The following is a 17,630-nucleotide window of genomic DNA, read 5'->3' on the forward strand; positions in this document are numbered from 1 at the left end:
AACATGCGGGAACCCCCTGCCTGCCTGGCTGCGGTTTTGCGGGCGCAGTCGCTCCTTAACGGTAGCCTGCGAACCCCACCCACCCCTCCTTGTTGCTGGTAGGCGTTGTACGGTGAAACAACCGTCGCTTTAAGGAAAACAGAAGATACCGCTATGGAGGTAAAACAATAAGTTGCGACTTGGTGGAGGGCCGATAGACAGTGTTAACGACAGTGAAGGCTTGAAATCGCTGAACCCGGCCACGAGTCACGGATGACGATTTGGCCGGGTTCAGCGATTTCAACTGAACGGAGTTTACACTGTCTCCGCCCGTAACCTCGAAGCAACGGTTGTTTTACCTCCATAGCGGTTAGCGGACTTCCTGGCCAGGTTTTGCAGCACAAAGCTCCCGGGTAGCCGGGCACCCCACCTAACCTGCCGTAAACACAGCCTGCCGCAGCCGCAACCGCAGGAAGGCGTAACCTCGGAGCAACGGTTGTTTTACCTTCCCTTTTTTATAACCCAAACCAAGCCCGTATCTTTTCTATTAACCCGTTCAGAGCATCAAGGATTTGCTGCAGGATTGACTTGACTTCTTTGTTTTGAGCTATCACATCATCCAGTTTTGTCTTCAGGTCCTGCAACTGGGAAGAAATGTCCCGGATATTCAAATCAAGTTTGCTGATTTTTTGCATCAATTGAGTGATCTGGTCAATTTGGGCCGGTGTCAGGTTAATATTTAAGTCACCGGCAACATTGATGATTATTTGCTTTATCTGCTCCGGATCCGTTACTTTATCAGCGATGACCCGCTCCTTTACCTTTAACATCAATTCAGTTGCTTTTTCCTTGCCGATAGCTTCCCCCAACTCTCCGGTCCTGACCAGTTCTTCGTTGGCAGTCTTCTTGGATTCCTCGTCAAGCTTTTGCCCTGTAGCCGTTTCAAAAGCCTTGAATATTCCGGTAAGGGCAGCAGTTCCTGACACCGGGAAAGGCGCAGCCGCAATTATCCTGGCGTCCTTGACTTTGGCGGTAACCACGGCATTTTCAAACATATCCGTGGTTACCCAGGTAATATTATGAGTTTGCACTGTCACTCCGCTACCCGCCGGTAATACCTCTACCATGGCTGAAGATATGGCCCGAGAACCAATTACCTTATTGGGAACCAACCCCTGCAGGTAACGCCGCTCTTCCGCATTGGTTACTTCTATCAGGGGAATTGCCGTATCTTGTAAATTAACACCGAATTTCCGGGCCACCAGCGCCTTTTGTTCGCTGTTCAGGTCTGCCCCAAAAGTAATAACCTGCGAAGTATCAGCATAAGCCACAGCCACAGGCACTAGGAAAAAGCATACAATGATAATGGTTAAAGAAATAGATCTGCGCAGCAAGAAATGAGTAAACATTGACACACCTCCTAATACTTTGTCCATCCTACATTTATATTTATTTACCAATGCGAAAATGTAATACAAAAAATTATATCCTATTTTTTACTGATAGGAATTATTATAGCAACCAGCATCGCAGTTATGCAACCGTCTCATTGGGACGAACTTCCAACAGTGAATGTTTCCGAAAGGCGGCGAAACATGCTGGGCTATTACAATTTACTTTTACGATCCGGCGCAAAAAAAAATGGCAGCATGGGGAGTTCCTTTATCCCTATGCTGTCATAGACCGCTGTTATCGCCAAAGGAAATTTTTAATGTACTCATTGCAGCCGCCGGCCGAAAAAGGCCTTACATTTTTCAACAGGGTATTCCCAGAATGAAATTCAGAGGCGGACCCTTTTCCATTCGTTCATGGGCTATGAGGAACGGGCACAAATTTAGCCCGTATACGTCTCGCCTGCCAATGGAGCGCCAATGTTTTTTGATAAGCTGCGTTTAAAGGTAACCACACTTAAGGGATAAAATACTACGATTAAGCCTGCCAGGTACAAAATACTGGACCCGATAACCTCCAGACCCACTCCCTTTAAAGCTATATCCCGCAAAGCATTTACAAAATAGGTCAAGGGCAGAATGCGGGCTAAAATCATGACAGGTAACGGCATAGCCTGTAAAGGCCAGGTAAAACCGGAAACCAAAAATGAAGGTACCGCAATTAACATGGACGTTTGGGTAGCTTCCAGCTCGTTTTTGCAGACAATGGATAAAAATACCCCTAATGCCACCAGGGCAGTAACAAATACAGCGCCTAAAAGCAGAGTCAATAACACACTGCCTTTAAAAGTCAACCCAAACCCAAAAATCAAAAGAGCCAGAATAAAATTCAAGTTGGCATAATTAATCACTACGTACGGCAAACTTTTCCCCAAAATATATGCGCCCGTTTCAGCCAGATTCATGTGTGCCAAATGCCTATTGTTTTTTTCCCTGGTTAAAGTTATCGAAGTAAATAATAACAATATTTGCTGGATAGCCGTACCCAATAAACCAAAAAGGAGGAAATTAGAGTAACTAAAGGTGGGATTATACCATATCCGGGGCCGAAAACTTATGGGCAGTACCGTTTTTTGAGCTTTTTCCGGCAATACCCCGGAACCCTCAATGGTTTTTATGCTGACCCCGGCAGAAAGAGTCTGGACAACCTCCAGCGCCGAACTGACCACGGCGTTGGAGATGATCATGTTTGTCCCGTCTATGCATACCAATATTTCAGAGGTATGCTGCTTTTTCACATCCTTCATGAAATCCCTGGGAATGACTATACCGGCCCTGGCCTTTCCCGTATCCAGCGCCTCCCTTAATTCTTCCTGACTGGCAACGTTCCCGACAATGTTAAACCTGTCGGTATCACGGAAGCTATCCGTTACCATCCGGCTTAAAGATGTATTGTCCTGGTCCCAGATGACCGTATCAATATGGTTAACTACATTTTGCCAGTAAAGAAAACCAAACAGCACCAGATATAAGATGGGGCCGCCTATAAGAACCAATAAATCGCGTTTTCTGGATAAAAGCCCCGTCCATTCTTCTCCGGCCGCTTCCAACAAAATTCTTAGCATGGCAAGGCCCCCTACCGGCTAAAATTGACCCGGACCGACTGTCCAATTACAGCATCCCGGACCTTAGCCTTAATTACCACTTTTACGCCATAGGCAAGGATATCACGGTCATCCCTTTCACCGGTTGCCCTTTTGGCAGCAAAATCAGGTTTCCGGTTAATCCATGCCACTTCTCCCGGATATGTTGTCCCGGTGGGTAATTCCACCTCCACTTTCTGGTGCAGGGAAACTTTGTCCAAATCTGTCTCCCTGACCTTTACTTCAACCCACAGGCTATCATCAGAAGTTATGGTGGCAATGGGCATACCGGTAGAAATTAACTCTCCGTTCTCCACATAGATAACCGATACTTCCCCTGCTGCAGGAGCTTTGATTTCGGTGTCTTTTAAATAAGCCTCCACTTCTTTTAATCCGGCCAGGGCCTGTTCATATTTGGCCTTGGCCGCAGCAACGTTCATTTCCGCAAGGCTGGTCTGCAACAAACCGGCATTGGCCTGTTCCAGACTGGCCTTTGCCGATTCCGCCATAGCGGCCGCAGCTTCAATATCCTCTTTTCTGGCCCCTTCCTTGGCCATCTTCAGGGTTTCTTCGGCAACCTTTAACTGGGTATCTACTTCATCCACCTTCTGCGCAGCCACGGCTCCTTTGGCATAAAGCTTATGCACCCGTTGGGAAGTTTTCAGCCAAAGGTCATAACTCGCCTGAGCCTGGGCTATTTCCTGAGTCCTGGCCCCGTTGCGGGCTTTCTTAAGCTGAGCAACACTGGCCTGATAGGCACCCATGGCCTTGTTCACGTTTGTCTGGTTTACCTGCCGCTGTAATTCGACAGCCAGGTTAGCCTGATCCAACTGGCTTTTGGCGGCATCTACCAGGGCCTGGGCCTGAGCTTTTTTGGCCAGCAGTTCTTCATCAGAAATTTTCGCTATAAGTTGGCCCGCTTTCACCTTTTGCCCATCGGAAACATAAAGCTTCACAATTCTACCAGGTATTTTGGAATTGATATCAACTTCCTTGCCTACCAGCGTTCCCGTCACAACCAGGCCGTTTTCGGCATGTACATTACGGTTCAGTATAAAACCGGTCAATGTGCCAATGGTTATTATCAGAGCTACGCTAATTAACGCTACTCTTTTTTTGTTCATCCCATGTCGCCCCCCTTAGAGACCCTCACCAATACTAAACAGGTAATTAGCTTTGGCCAGATTATAACTGTAATTGATTTCAATTACCTTCTCTTCAATGTCAAGCAGCTTTTCTTCAGCGGCCAGAACTTCAACAGTGGTACCTGCCAGGTCCTCAGCGTTTAATGCTTTAAGTATGGGCGAAGGTATGCCGTATCCTTCCCTGTACCGGTATTCTGCAATAGACGCGCTCTCCCTGGCCTTTTCAACGGTACCGGTAACAGATTCCTTCATCAGGGATGTGCTGCGCAGGTTTTGGTATGCCTCACGAATTTCCTTCTCCACTGTTGTTTTTTGCCTGTTTAACTCAATTTCTGCCTTGGCAACCCCGATTTTGGCCTGCTCATAGTCTACCGTGCCAGGCCCCAGATACTTTTGGGCTATTTCGAAACCCAGTTTGGCAACTTCCAGTTCGCCTGCCGCCTTTTGAATCTCCAGACGTTTTTCCAACCCCTGTTTTAAATCCCGCTCCAAATCCGGCCGTAAAGAGTCCTCTTTCCATTCTGCCAGTTCTAATTTGACAGTTTGGTCTATTCCTATGGTGGCTTTTAATTCCGTTTCCGCATTTTCCGCCTCCATGCTGGCTTTCTGGTAATCCGCCTTCATCAGTTCTGCCTGAGCCCTGGCCAGCAGAAAATCATCCTTCGGTCGGAAACCGACTTCATAAGACTGCTGAGCCGCTTCGGCCTGCCTGACAGCTCTTTCATAGGCCAGCTTTTTGACTTCCTCAATTTTGCGATATTTTATGGCATCAAAATACTGTTTGCTGACCAGTAAAGAAATCTTTTGCCTGACCACCTTTTCCGCCAGTTTAGTTATTTTGAGACCTGTTTCAGCCTGTTTCTCATAAAGATAGGCTATTTTGGCATTTTCATAATTATCTATTCTGTACGGCTCCGCCTCTTTTAAGGCAGCCTCAATTTCGGCAATCTGAGCTGTCAGATAGTCGTATGTAGGCTTGTAGGCCGGGTCGTTAGGATCAGGAATCAGAGCCAGTTGCTCCCGCAAGAGTCTGAGCATATCTTCACCGTATTCGGCTTTATCTTCCGCGTCTTTAATCTTATCGGCATAGTAATGGGCTTTTTCAAAATCCTGTTCCCGCATTAAAACATCCTGACTGATTGCCTTAATCTCCGGGTGGTTTTCCATCGCCAGGTTTACCGCTTCCTGCAGGGTCAATTTTCGGACTTTACCGGATTTGTTAGCCGTAGTACCATAAGCTCTGTCATATACGGTATCCTTAACATTTCCCGTTCCGTTCAAGGCAAATCCTGAAAAAGCCGACAAATTATAATTACCGGAATTATTATCCTGTCCGGCCATACTGATGCCCGCCGTCAGGCCACACAACAAAATAACCAGTAAAATTATTGCCGTTTTTCTTCTCCTGTTCTGATATGCCACAGTTATTCCCTCCTGCTTGCAATTCCCTGGAAATATATTTTAAGCGCTGATTCTATAATTTTTTCTACGGATAAATTTTTGTCCTCACGGGCTTCCTTGAAGGTTTCCACCGTTACAACACTGAAAAATGCACGGGACGCAATAGTAGTATCTATTTCGGGGTCTACGAGGCCTTTTGCTTTAGCTTCATTAATCGTATTTTCCACCAGAACCGTTACCGATTTATTTCCCTTTTCTTCATAAAGCCGGCTCCCCACAGCACGCCTCAGCTCATGGGACATTACCCGGATTAAGTCTTCATATTCGTGACAGGTTTGCAAATACTGCCTGAATATTTTTTCCAGCTTCGTCAAAGGGTCATCCAGCGGTTTTATCACCCCGCTCAACCGGGCCATCAGTTGTTCATCGGCCTTTCTTATAATTGCTGCGAGCAATTGCTCCTTGGTAGGAAAATGAAGATAAATAGTTCCCCTGGCAATCCCCACTTCTGCGGCAACGTCATTGAGGTTGGTGCCATAAAAACCCTTTTCTGCAAACATGCGCCGGGCAACGTTCAGAATCTGCTCTTCCCGTTCCAAAATCTGCCGCTGCTTGAAGGAAAGTTTTTCAGTATCACCGCGCATATTTTCACCTCAGTACATTTTTATGACGCACGTGTCACGTTATGACTTATTTGTTATTTTACCCTCTTGACAATTTGCCGTCAATAGCCAAAGGCGTATTTTCAAAAAATTTTTCCCCCAAGAGAAAATAAAATTATTTGACTTAAACCCACCCACCCCTCCATAAAAAAACAGCGGATTAAACCAGAGCCCCGCTCCGAAAAACATTTAACCTCCCCAAATTTGCCAGAATAACCTTTGTCCATAATCTGAAAGCGGGCCGCAAAACACGGCCCGCTTCCTATTTGTTGATTTTTTTAATTTCTTTGAAAACCAAATCAATTATCTGCGGCATTTTTGCCTGCAGTTCCGGAGTAAGCTCCATACCCCAGTCAAAAGATTTGGGCTGTACTGCAATAATTACCGTATCAGGCAGTTTGCCGATAAGCTTCCCCATTTGCAGCACTTCCAGTAACCCCAATTGATGCACCGAAGTTTCTATATTGCCGGGAAATCCCGTAACATCGTCAGGCTTAAACCTGAACAAGGTACCGGGTTTTTCTCCGGCATTCACTGCATCCACTACAATCATGTGACTGTAATCCTCAATCAATGGGAGCAGTTCCAACCCGGCAGTTCCGCCCTCAATAACGTCAACGTTTTCCGGCAAATTCATCTTTTGCAGGGCCTGGATAACATGAATACCCACCCCTTCATCCTGGAAAAGGATATTGCCCACTCCCAAAACAACGATTTTCTGCAAACCCATTCACCTATTCTTCGTCAGCAATTCCCAGCATCATCAGCTTCACAGCAGCAATCGATTCAGTGAAACTGAGATAGAAATGGATACCGGTAAATACAATAAAGAACCACATCATACCATAATGAATTACCCGAACACTGGCTATGCCCCCCAGGAAATCAACAACGCCGCTTAAGGCCACCGGCCAATAAAGGGCAAAACCGGTAATCCCCTGGAAGATGATGGCAAAAACAACCACAACGTAACTCATTTTTTGCAACGGGTTGTATTTCCCTGTCTGCACATGGGGGCCTATAAAAAGGTAGTATTTTATCATGGGCCAGATGTTTTTAATGTCCTGTTTAGTAATAATAAACTCCCGGCCATCACTATACTTGCCAAAAACGGCATAATATATCCGGGCCCCAAGGTTCAGTAAAATAACGTACATGAACACAAAGTGCAGGAAACGGGCCAACCACATATATCCGCCGGTAAAAGGGTAGTGGATATAAAAACCGGTTACGGTCAGCATAGCCATACTGATCAGGTTGATCATATGGAAAAACCTGTGTGGAAACGGATGGTCAGATGCTTTGGCCATTGTGCTTCACCCCTAACTGATTTTGAATTTGAGAATTTCGTTGGTGTTAGGTTCAATGAGGTGAACGGCACAGGAAATGCATGGGTCAAAAGACCTGATTACCCGCGCTAGATTAATGGGGTTCTTCGGATCCGGAACAGGAACTCCGATTAACGCCTCTTCAACAGGTCCCCGGTTGCCTTTATTATCCCGTGGGGACAGGTTCCAGGTAGACGGAACCACCATCTGGTAGTTAGCAATCTTCTTGTCCTTAATGTCGATATAATGAGCCAGCGCTCCCCTGGGAGCTTCCAGTAAACCCGCTCCCTGAGCCGATTCAGGAACTTCCCAGTGCGCCGTATCGTGGATTCTCACTTCTCCCCGGTTCATTAAACTTTCGAGTTCGTCCAGCCACTCAACCATCTTATGAGCAAGCATGATAGTTTCCACGGCTCTGGCAGCATGGCGTGCCACAACACCTGGCTTAATTTTATATTTCTCAACCAGGTCCATAAATGCTTTTGGCTGCATAACCATCATTCTGGCCAGCGGTCCTACTTCAAGGATCTCGCCGTCATACCTGGGCGCCTTGATGAAGGAATAAGCGTCAGGCTTGTCCAGCTTGTGCTCGGTATTCCCCTTCAGCGGTGTCAGAGGCTCTTCCACGGCATACCAAGCGTACTTAGCTTCCTCGGTAATCTTGTCTATATTTACTTCCATTACCTGAGACAGGTTACCGTTCAGGATGAGACCCCGCTTAAAGAACAGGTCTTTACCTTCAGAGTCTTGTGGGAAACCACCGAAAGCCAGATAGTTCGGCTTACCTCCGCCCAACCCCGACTGTGCCAGCGGTAAAAGCGGACCGGTACCAAAGGCAATTACATCTTTGTAGTAAATGTTCTCCAGGTACTCAATTTGTTCCATCAATAGGGAGCGGAACTGAGCAACCAACTGCGGGTTGGGGTAACAGGTTACCCCTCCTACAATAATACTGGACTGGTGGGGTTGCTTACCACCGAACAGAGCAGACATTTTCTTGGCTTTGGCCTGCATTTCCAAAGCCTTCAAATAATGAGACACGGCAACAGTGGCCAGTTCGGGGTCGTTAACACAGTATTGGTCAGGTTCGTAACGCGGAGTCAAAGGTGCGGCATCTCCGGCCTGAACCAGCTTAACAATTTTATCTTTTACGGCCAGAAGCCCGGGATCATTTCCCTTGTAGTTGGCAACAGCCATTACATCAATATAATCGAGAGCGCATAAATGATAGAAATGGAGCGGATGGTCATGCAGCCACATGGCTCCCAGCATCAGGTTTCTCAAAATCCTTCCTGCGTCGGGAACCTGCGCCCCGAATGCATCATCCAGCGCCAGAGAGGAACCCCAGCCATGAGATCCGGCGCAAACGCCGCAAACCCTTTCCGTTACATAAGTGGCATCCCGCGGGTCTTTACCCTGCAAAAGAACTTCCCAGCCCCTGAACATAGTACCACTGGACCAGGCATCTTTGACCACGCCATTCTCTATTTCCACTTCCACCCTAAGGTGGCCTTCAATTCTCGTCACGGGATCAATTACAATTTTTTGTGCCATTAATCCCTACCCCCTTTACCTTTCAGAGTATGGTCCTTTGCAATTTCCCTTTGGTTATTGGCAGACTTGTTCTTCACGGAAACAGCTTCTTTTTCTTCTTTCAAAGTAAGGGGTTCATTATGGCTACGTTTATTTTTAGATAACCTTCCTGCAGCCACACTTCCCGCCAAGTGAGCACCAAGGCCCACGGCCGTAGCGCCGCCTAAAACTTTACCGACAGTGTCGGCACTAATACCGGCAACACCGGGCATCATGAAGTTTTCCTGTTTAACGTAAAGCGGCGCAAATCCGGCATAGTATTCGGGTTGTGTACAGCCTGAGCAGGGAGAACCGGCATTTACACAATAACTGGCCCCGTCATTCCACCATACCTGCGGGCAATCGGTATAGGTCTTGGGCCCTTTACAGCCTACAAGTAGTAAGCACCAGTCCACCTGTTTAGGGTCATTCCAGTCGGTCAGAAAATGACCGGCTTCAAAATGCCCCCGTCTTGGACAGTTGTCATGGTGCAATTTGCCGTAAAATGCCAGAGGGCGATTATATTTGTCCATTTGCGGTAGGTTGCCGGTAGACAGGTAATACAGCAGGGTAGCTACAAGCCTGCTGGGCTTACCGGGACAACCGGGGAGATTGATAACCGGCTTGTCTTTAACAATACTTTGTACACCGACAGATTTAGTCGGCGCCGCGGCATTAATACCGCCGTATGCAGAGCAGGTGCCAAAAGCAATAATTGCAGCAGCCTTTTCCGCAGTTTTCAGTAATGTCTCTCTAAACGGTTTACCCCCAATTACACAGAAACGGTCGTCAACGGTCGGAATGGAACCTTCAACAACCAAAATGTAATTGCCCTCTTCCAGGGTTTGTTCCAGGGCATGCTCGGCAACATCGCCTGTGCCGGCCATCAAGGTTTCGTGATACCTTAGCGATATGGTATCCAGTAGAACTTCAGCAGTACCGGGATTGAGATTGGAAGCAAAAGATTCGGTACAGCCGGCACAATCTTGCCCCTCCAACCAGATTACAGGGGGTTTTTTTGCCGCTTTTTCAGCGGCTGATACAAATTTAGGGACCATGGTTTCACTAAGACCCAAAGCAGCAGCCGCAGCGCTGCAGAGCTTGATGAAATCCCTTCGGGTAACACCTTTGGCCCAAATTTTTTCAATAGACAATTTCTAAACACCTCCGCCTTCATTTCAATACATAACAAACAAACAAAAAAATTAACCCTTGTTATAAGACCTGCTACAATCTTGCCTGTGTCACCCCCTACACTTATTAAGTTTTTATGCGGAAAGCATTACTGACAGGTAACCGTCAGCAACCCTAACCGGCAGTTCGACAAGCCCGCTAATCCCCTCACCTTCCTGTCCGGAATTTCCAAGATAAAAGGCTTTTTGACATATTGGGCACTGCAAAATTAGTCGCCCGGCATCGAAATGCATTAAAAAATGATCGTCCGGGCAATTAGCCAAAAACGCCTTAATCTTTCCTGTCTGAAAAGGTACGACCACTATCCCTTTAGTTTTTCTTATAAATAATTTCGGAACCTCAGTAAGTTCGTTTGCTGCCGTAAGCTTTGTCCATTCGCTGCTTCCACTGAATTCTTTGTAAGAATCAATAAATTTTCCCACCACATCGGTACCTATTTCAAGACCTTTTTTATATAAATAAGAAAAAAACTGGGCTCTGGATAAATCAGTTTCTGCAATCCTCTCTTTACCCACAGTAATCTCCTTCCCAGTAAAATACAAAAATTGCTACTATTTTTATTAATATCACAAATAGTCCGTTATTTCAACATAATTCTGAATTTTTCTCTTTGAAATTAATACCAGGCTACACCGTTTACTACTACAGTTTAAAGAAAAACGTAATTAACAAAAACCCTGGCAGTTAATTCCCGCCAGGGCAAAATAGTCACTAATATCTTTTTGAATTAAGTTCTATCGCTGGTTTTTAGTTTTAATGTCAAACTTTATTTCCTGCGGTTTTTGTTTCAGATTAACCTCAGCTACCAGGTGGGGGTAGGTCAAGGCTTGCGTCACCACACTTCCCGGCTTGGGGTCGGTATATCTGACATAAACAGTAAGCTTGCTATTACCGTCAACAAGGCGTAAAGTAATCTTTTCTATTTCCACCCCGTACCCGCCCGTGTTTTTTCGGCCTCTGGTAATTACCGCATAAAAAGTTCCGTCATCGTCCACCAGCATGGCTTGTTCAATTTCCTTGTTATTTTCCAGAAAATTTTTTATCCGCTGTGGAATCTCTTTATCCTGCAGCACATGAAACCCTATATCGGATACCTTACTGATATCTACCTTATCTCCTTCGCCAGGTTGACAACCAATAACGGTCAACAGTAAAATCACTCCTGTTAATAGGCGAACTAACCTCATGCTATCACCCCGTTACACCAGTAGCTAGGTATATTATTTGTTCATCTGCCACTATTATTCATTTTTTATAATCGTTGCCACCGCCTGGGCGGCGATACCTTCACCTGAACCGGTAAAGCCAAGACCTTCTGTTGTGGTAGCTTTTACATTTATACCTGCTGCATTAACCTGCAAAATACCGGCAATATTTTGCACCATTTGCTCTATGTAAGGCGCCATTTTGGGCTTCTGAGCAATAATAATGCTGTCTACGTTGTTCACTTCGTACCCTTTATCACGAATAACCTGCGCCACCCGTTTCAGCAAAAGAAGACTGGAGATACCTTTATAAGCCTCATCAGAATCGGGAAAGTGCCGGCCAATATCACCCTCCCCGGCTGCGCCAAGCAGTGCGTCCATAATAGCATGAATTAAAACATCAGCATCAGAATGGCCTAACAACCCCTTTTCATACGGAATGTTAACTCCGCCAAGAATAAGGGGCCTGCCGGGCACCAAACGGTGTACGTCATATCCTATGCCTATCCGCACTGTTTATTCCTCCTCGCCATAATCGCCTCAGCAAGAATTAAATCTTCAGGCGTAGTGATTTTCAAATTTTCATAAGAACCCAGCACTACCTTGACATCGCCACCCAAACGTTCCACTAAGCTGGTATCGTCTGTCCCCATAAAACGATCAGCGCGGGCAGATTCAATAGCTTCAATAAAAATACCGTACCTGAACGCCTGCGGGGTTTGGGCCTGCCATAACAACTGCCTGTCCAGGGTTTTTTTCACCCTTTGGTTTTCCCCAACTACTTTGATGGTATCTTTTACAGGCACACAAACAACGGCTGCCCCGGTTTCTTGGGCAGCGGCAATAGTTTTAAGAATAAGGTCCTGGGTAATAAGCGGCCTGGCCCCATCGTGGATAATAACGATTTCACAATCTCCCCGTATGCTTAATACCCCGTTGTAAACGGAATCCTGCCTTTCTCGGCCTCCCGTTACAATACCGGTTAATTTCCTGATTTCATACTCCGTTATCAATTTCCGGTAAAGATGTTCTTCCCCGGCCGCCGCTACCAGGATAATTTCGTCCACTGCCGCACACTCGTCAAAAACCCGCAAGGTATGCACTATAACAGGCATACCTTGCAAGGACAAAAATTGTTTATTAACGGAGGCATTCATCCGTTTACCCTGACCGGCGGCAGGAATTATCGCCACACATTTGTCAGCCAATCATATTCACCTCGTCAAAGTTGGGTACTGATGTCTCCATACTTTCAGGATGTTTTCCCTGTTTCGGCTTGGCAAATATCATACGGCCCGCTGCCGTTTGCAGTACACTGGTTACAAGGACCCCAATGGTTTGGTTGATAAATTTTTTGCCACCGTCGACAACAATCATGGTCCCATCATCCAGATAAGCAACCCCCTGGCCCATTTCTTTGCCGTCCTTAATGACCTGCACCATCATCTCTTCCCCGGGGAGGACAATTGGTTTTACAGCATTGGCCAGTTCGTTTATATTCAGCACTTTTACGCCGTGCAATTCCGCAACTTTATTGAGGTTGAAATCATTGGTAATAATCTTACCCTGTAGAATTTGCGCCAGCCGGACCAGCTTGGTATCCACTTCAGACAAATCTTCAAAATCCTGTTCGTATATTCGGACCATTACATCAAGTTCTTTGCGAATTTTATTTAAAATATCCAGGCCTCTGCGCCCCCTGTTTCTTTTAAGAGCATCAGAGGAATCGGCTATATGTCTGAGTTCCTCGAGAACAAATGTAGGAATAATCAGCGTCCCTTCGATAAAACCGCTTTTGCAAATATCCGCAATTCTCCCGTCGATAATAACACTGGTATCAAGAATTTTATATGCTAAATCTGTTTTTGCGTCAATCTTGGCTGGCTTCTCTTTGCCGAAACGTGGTAAAAACCCCAGCAATTCTTCTTTCCTTTTGGTCCCGATGCTTAAACCCAAATACCCCAGCAAAACGGTAACCAAAATTTTCAGGACTCCGCTTACCCATACCCACGGAATCCAGGAAATAGCGCTGCCCAGCAAAGTAGCAATAACCAACCCGAATATGAGTCCAAGAGCTCCCCCCACTATCTCCTGCATAGACATTTTATTCAGCCTTTGTTCTATCCAGGAAGTGGTTGCAATAATCCTTGTTACCAAAGTCGGGGCCAATAATATACCTATAAGTCCGCTTAAGCCGGTAATCAATCCGATTATCCCATACCGCATCACAGGAGAATCAATAACAAGGTCGCCAATCCTATGCGGAGTATTATATAAACTTAGTGTAAAACCGGCTCCCAAAAATAAAAATATGATAATGCCCCTAAGAATTTTTTTAAGCATTCTCATTTCCCCCCTTTCAAAAAAAAGTAGTTCCCCACCATTGCTACCATTATACGCCACCATATATCTTCTGGCAAGCAAATCGTGTAGAATTCTGTCAGGGTTGAAAAAGGAATAATACGTCAGCAAATCTGACGTATTATGCAAATACCTCATCCAACATTGATTGAACTTTTTCCTCTTTAACTCCCCGTGCCAAAACCAACTCACTGATTAAAATCTGGCGGGCATTTTCCAGCATTTTCCGCTCACCCGTGGATAATCCCTTTTCCTGGTCACGTCGCATGAGGTTTCTCACAACTTCAGCCACTTCAAAAATATTTCCGCTTTTAATCTTTTCCATATTGGTACGGTACCGTTTATTCCAATTTGCAGACATGGCAGTATCTTTTTCACTTAAAATATTCAAGACCCGCTGTACACCTTCCTCGTCAATTACCTGCCGCAAACCTAAATCCTTCACATTACTGGTCGGTATCATAACCTTCATATCCCCAATAGGCAAGCGCATTACATAATAGCTGCGTACTTCGCCCAAAACTTCTTTTTCTTCGATGGCTTCTATAATACCGGCGCCGTGCATGGGGTACACGACCTTATCCCCAATATTGAACATCAGTTTACCTCCTACAAGAATCGTTTCCTTTCAAGTATAGCATAATAATACATTAATGTCAAATAAATATATGATTATATCACAAGGCCTTTGGTAAGTCAATAACTATTTTTAGATAGCTTAGCCATTGACAGGGCAATAACCCCGCACGTATAATTAAAGCCAGGAAGGGTTTGCCAAAACTGAGCGCTTGGGGAGGAAACGAGCAATGAAAGATTTACTTTGCGACGAATTTCAAAATACTGTCGCAGAGCTGTTAATCAGGCACCATAGCATTCTTGATGTGTTGTCCAAATCTCAGGAGGCCGGTTCCAGAATAAACAGAGCTGTTACAAAATCCGTTACCAACTGCGGTTGTACAAAAATAAAGGCCGAAAAAAAGGAAATACCGGCCGGTGCAACTCTAGCCGATTTAAAGGCATATACAGACTCACATTTAGAAGGAGCGCTTTGTGAAAACTGCCGGGAAATTGTCGAAACGGAAATTGGCAGGTCTTTATTTTACCTGGCGGCGCTTTGTAACCTGTTAGACCTCAATTTGTACGACATTTTTATTAAAGAGCATAAAAAGCTCTCTACATTAAGGGTATTCAATTTTACATAGTTTATTACTCAAATCTCTTCATATAGCTGAGAAGGCCCATACGGGTAAAACCCGGTATGGGCCTTAATGTTTCGCTTCTCCTTTTGTCAGCCTTAAAAATGGTGTCTATCCAAGAGAACTTGGTCGCGGTATCTCTTAAGACCCTCTTTAATAGCCCGGGCCCGCACTTCGCCAATGCCCTCCACGTCATCCAGTTCTTCAATGGAAGCATTTAAAATGCGCTGCAACGATTTGAAATTGTTTACCAGGTTTTCAATTACAGGCCAGGGCAGGCGTGGTATCTTGTACAGTATCCGGTATCCTCTCGGTGAAACAGATTGGTCCAGAATACTTGCGCTTCCCGTATAACCCAAAGCCCGGCATATCAGGGTCAAGTCCAGCAAATCTTCCGAACTCCACTGTCCAATAGTGGCTAATATATCTTCCGGTTTTTTATCCTCTACCTGGTAATAGTCCTGTATAATTAATAACCCGTCATCCTCTACATCGGCAACCAGTTCCTCCAACTGCATACTGATGAGGCGCCCTTCGGTGCCAAGTTCACTGATATAAGTCTCTATTTCTTTCACTATTCGGACAACCATTTCTGTTCTTTGTACAACTTTGGCCACATCATACAAAGTTACTAGGTCTTGGAATTCCAGGGTGCTTAAGGTGGCCAAAGCTTTATCCAGTACGACCTTATATTTCTCCAGAGTTTGTAGGGCCTGGTTTGCTTTAGCCAAAATTACATTGATATCCCGCAATACATACTTGGTTGTTCCTTTGTACAGAGTAATAACACTACGCCGCTGAGAAATTGATATAACTAAGGCTCCTGTTTGCCTGGTAACCCTCTCAGCCGTCCGATGTCTGATTCCCGTTTCCTGGGAAGGAATATTAGGGTCAGGAATTAACTGGGTATTGGCAAATAATATTTTCTTGGCATCATGGCTTAGAATAATAGCTCCGTCCATTTTCGCCAGCTCATAGAGGTTAGCAGGAGTCAAATCTGTACTGATATCAAAACCGCCTTCCACTATATCCAGCACCTGGGGGGAATCGCCAATTACAATCAAAGCGCCTGTCTTGGCTTTAAGAATATTTTCCAACCCTTCCCTAAGCGGGGTACCCGGCGCTAAAATCCTGATAGCCTTAAGAAATTCCTCATCAAGCAAAACTTCTTCTTTCAATTAATCACCCCCCAAAATTATATCCATTACTTCGGCCACCGATTTGACAGGAATTATATTAATCCCATTAACCTCAAGGCTCTGGACTTTATTCCCGCCCGGAGCAATTATATGCTTAAAGCCAAGTTTAGCCCCTTCTTTAACCCGCTTTTCCAGTTGCCCAACAGCCCTTACTTCACCTGTCAGCCCCACTTCTCCCACAACCAGCGTCTGGGGATTGACCGGGACCTCCTTCAGGCTGGACGCTATAGCGGCCACAAGTCCCAGGTCTATAGCCGGTTCATCCAGCTTAACACCGCCGACAACATTGACAAATATGTCCTGGTTAGCCAAATGCAGGCCAACGCGTTTCTCCAATACGGCAGCCAATAAAGAAACGCGATTGTGGTCTATTCCTTTGGTCATCCGGCGGGGCGCAGCGAAATTGCTAGGTGAAACCAGGGCCTGAACCTCAACCAACACAGGCCTGGTCCCTTCCACGGCAGGAATCACGACAGATCCCGTAGCACCGGGAGTTCTTTCAGCCAAAAAAATTTCAGACGGGTTTGCTACCGGAACTAAACCGTGTTCCCCCATTTCGAAAACACCAATTTCATTGGTGGAGCCAAAGCGGTTTTTTACGGCCCTTAATACCCGGAAATTATGATGACGGTCACCTTCAAAATACAGGACGGTATCTACCATATGCTCCAGAACCCGTGGCCCCGCCAGGTACCCCTCTTTGGTCACATGCCCGACGATAAAAACGGGGATACCTGTTGATTTGGCCAACCGCATCAGGTGAGCCGTGCACTCTCTGACCTGGCTGACACCGCCGGGAGCAGCATGTACTTCCTCCGTAAATACTGTTTGTATTGAATCAACCACCACCAGGTTGGGCTGTAACTTTTCAATATGTCTTAAGATTCCCTCTAAACTCGTTTCCGATACTATGTATAGGTCCGGGGAAGCCGCCCCCAACCGGAGCGCCCGCAGCTTAGTCTGGTGAATAGATTCTTCTCCGGAAACGTAAAGAACCCGGCCAGTCTTTATACTGATGGCGCTGGCCGCCTGCAGCCCCAGGGTAGATTTGCCTATACCCGGGTCGCCGCCAATTAATATGAGGGAACCACGAACAATACCACCACCAAGGACCCGGTCTAATTCCCCAATACCGGTACAGTATCTTATCTCTTCCACCGTTACAACATCGTTTATAGAAACGGGTTGGCCGGACATTTGTAAATTCCCGCTTCCCGCAGCACCCTTCTTGGCAGGCAACGGTTCTTCAACAAAGCTGTTCCAAGATTCACAAGAAGGACAGCGTCCAAGCCATTTCAGGCTTTCAAACCCGCATTCCTGACAACAGAATCGAACTCTAACCCGGCTCACCCTA

At 45.9% G+C, this 17,630-nt stretch carries 18 protein-coding genes; 1 reads left to right on the plus strand and 17 read right to left on the minus strand.

The annotated features are described in order from the left end of the window. Positions 1 to 494: 494 nt before the first annotated feature. From Tfer_RS13990 to Tfer_RS14060, 15 genes are all read right to left on the minus strand, one after another. Positions 495 to 1,388, minus strand: coding sequence for a DUF1002 domain-containing protein (locus Tfer_RS13990; protein ID WP_083436968.1), 894 nt, complete (start codon positions 1,386 to 1,388; stop codon positions 495 to 497). Positions 1,389 to 1,813: 425 nt separating this feature from the next. Continuing rightward, positions 1,814 to 2,995 (minus strand): ABC transporter permease, encoded by a 1,182-nt coding sequence (locus Tfer_RS13995; protein ID WP_052218936.1) that lies wholly within the window; start codon positions 2,993 to 2,995, stop codon positions 1,814 to 1,816. Between the two features lie 11 nt (positions 2,996 to 3,006). Beyond that, positions 3,007 to 4,137, minus strand: coding sequence for an HlyD family secretion protein (locus tag Tfer_RS14000; RefSeq protein ID WP_052218937.1), 1,131 nt, complete (start codon positions 4,135 to 4,137; stop codon positions 3,007 to 3,009). 15 nt (positions 4,138 to 4,152) lie between these two features. Beyond that, positions 4,153 to 5,580, minus strand: a complete 1,428-nt coding sequence (locus tag Tfer_RS14005) for a TolC family protein (RefSeq protein ID WP_052218938.1) — start codon at positions 5,578 to 5,580, stop codon at positions 4,153 to 4,155. Positions 5,581 to 5,582: 2 nt separating this feature from the next. Next, complete coding sequence (locus Tfer_RS14010; RefSeq protein WP_052218939.1) at positions 5,583 to 6,203, minus strand: TetR/AcrR family transcriptional regulator; 621 nt, start codon at positions 6,201 to 6,203, stop codon at positions 5,583 to 5,585. Positions 6,204 to 6,483: 280 nt separating this feature from the next. Next, positions 6,484 to 6,945 (minus strand): HyaD/HybD family hydrogenase maturation endopeptidase, encoded by a 462-nt coding sequence (locus tag Tfer_RS14015; protein WP_083436969.1) that lies wholly within the window; start codon positions 6,943 to 6,945, stop codon positions 6,484 to 6,486. Between the two features lie 10 nt (positions 6,946 to 6,955). Continuing rightward, the gene (locus Tfer_RS14020) at positions 6,956 to 7,531 is read right to left on the minus strand and encodes a cytochrome b/b6 domain-containing protein (protein ID WP_052218941.1); all 576 of its coding nucleotides are present in this window, start codon (positions 7,529 to 7,531) and stop codon (positions 6,956 to 6,958) included. A gap of 12 nt (positions 7,532 to 7,543) precedes the next feature. Beyond that, a complete protein-coding gene (locus tag Tfer_RS14025; RefSeq protein WP_052218942.1) occupies positions 7,544 to 9,103 on the minus strand; it encodes a nickel-dependent hydrogenase large subunit in 1,560 nt (519 codons plus the stop codon). Further along, positions 9,103 to 10,275, minus strand: a complete 1,173-nt coding sequence (locus Tfer_RS14030; RefSeq protein ID WP_052218943.1) for a hydrogenase small subunit — start codon at positions 10,273 to 10,275, stop codon at positions 9,103 to 9,105. The genes Tfer_RS14025 and Tfer_RS14030 overlap by 1 nt, the downstream gene beginning before the upstream one ends. 114 nt (positions 10,276 to 10,389) lie before the next feature. Next, complete coding sequence (locus Tfer_RS14035) at positions 10,390 to 10,830, minus strand: hypothetical protein (protein WP_052218944.1); 441 nt, start codon at positions 10,828 to 10,830, stop codon at positions 10,390 to 10,392. Between the two features lie 219 nt (positions 10,831 to 11,049). After that, positions 11,050 to 11,502: a protease complex subunit PrcB family protein gene (locus Tfer_RS14040; protein WP_083436970.1), complete on the minus strand. Its 453-nt coding sequence runs from the start codon at positions 11,500 to 11,502 to the stop codon at positions 11,050 to 11,052. A gap of 54 nt (positions 11,503 to 11,556) precedes the next feature. Next, positions 11,557 to 12,033, minus strand: a complete 477-nt coding sequence (ispF, locus tag Tfer_RS14045; protein ID WP_052218946.1) for a 2-C-methyl-D-erythritol 2,4-cyclodiphosphate synthase — start codon at positions 12,031 to 12,033, stop codon at positions 11,557 to 11,559. Next, positions 12,024 to 12,728, minus strand: a complete 705-nt coding sequence (ispD, locus tag Tfer_RS14050) for a 2-C-methyl-D-erythritol 4-phosphate cytidylyltransferase (protein WP_083436971.1) — start codon at positions 12,726 to 12,728, stop codon at positions 12,024 to 12,026. Before ispD ends, ispF begins: the two co-directional genes overlap by 10 nt. Then, entirely contained in the window at positions 12,721 to 13,863 is a 1,143-nt protein-coding gene (locus Tfer_RS14055; protein ID WP_052218947.1) for a PIN/TRAM domain-containing protein, read from the minus strand. The genes ispD and Tfer_RS14055 overlap by 8 nt, the downstream gene beginning before the upstream one ends. A 139-nt stretch (positions 13,864 to 14,002) precedes the next feature. Beyond that, positions 14,003 to 14,479 (minus strand): CarD family transcriptional regulator, encoded by a 477-nt coding sequence (locus Tfer_RS14060; protein WP_052218948.1) that lies wholly within the window; start codon positions 14,477 to 14,479, stop codon positions 14,003 to 14,005. Positions 14,480 to 14,687: 208 nt separating this feature from the next. Here Tfer_RS14060 and Tfer_RS14065 point away from each other — a divergent pair, with 208 nt between their 5' ends. Beyond that, positions 14,688 to 15,083 carry a nucleoside triphosphate pyrophosphohydrolase family protein gene (locus tag Tfer_RS14065; protein ID WP_013119164.1) on the plus strand — a complete coding sequence of 132 codons (396 nt, stop codon included), beginning with the start codon at positions 14,688 to 14,690 and terminating at the stop codon, positions 15,081 to 15,083. A 92-nt stretch (positions 15,084 to 15,175) separates the two neighbouring features. On the opposite strand, the gene disA is transcribed toward Tfer_RS14065, so the two are convergent. Both disA and radA read right to left on the minus strand, forming a co-directional pair. After that, positions 15,176 to 16,255, minus strand: coding sequence for a DNA integrity scanning diadenylate cyclase DisA (gene disA / locus Tfer_RS14070; RefSeq protein WP_013119163.1), 1,080 nt, complete (start codon positions 16,253 to 16,255; stop codon positions 15,176 to 15,178). Beyond that, positions 16,256 to 17,626, minus strand: coding sequence for a DNA repair protein RadA (gene radA / locus Tfer_RS14075; RefSeq protein WP_052218949.1), 1,371 nt, complete (start codon positions 17,624 to 17,626; stop codon positions 16,256 to 16,258). It abuts the gene before it with no gap. Between the last annotated feature and the right edge of the window lie 4 nt (positions 17,627 to 17,630).

The organism is Thermincola ferriacetica (assembly GCF_001263415.1).
Classification (GTDB): domain Bacteria; phylum Bacillota; class Thermincolia; order Thermincolales; family Thermincolaceae; genus Thermincola; species Thermincola ferriacetica.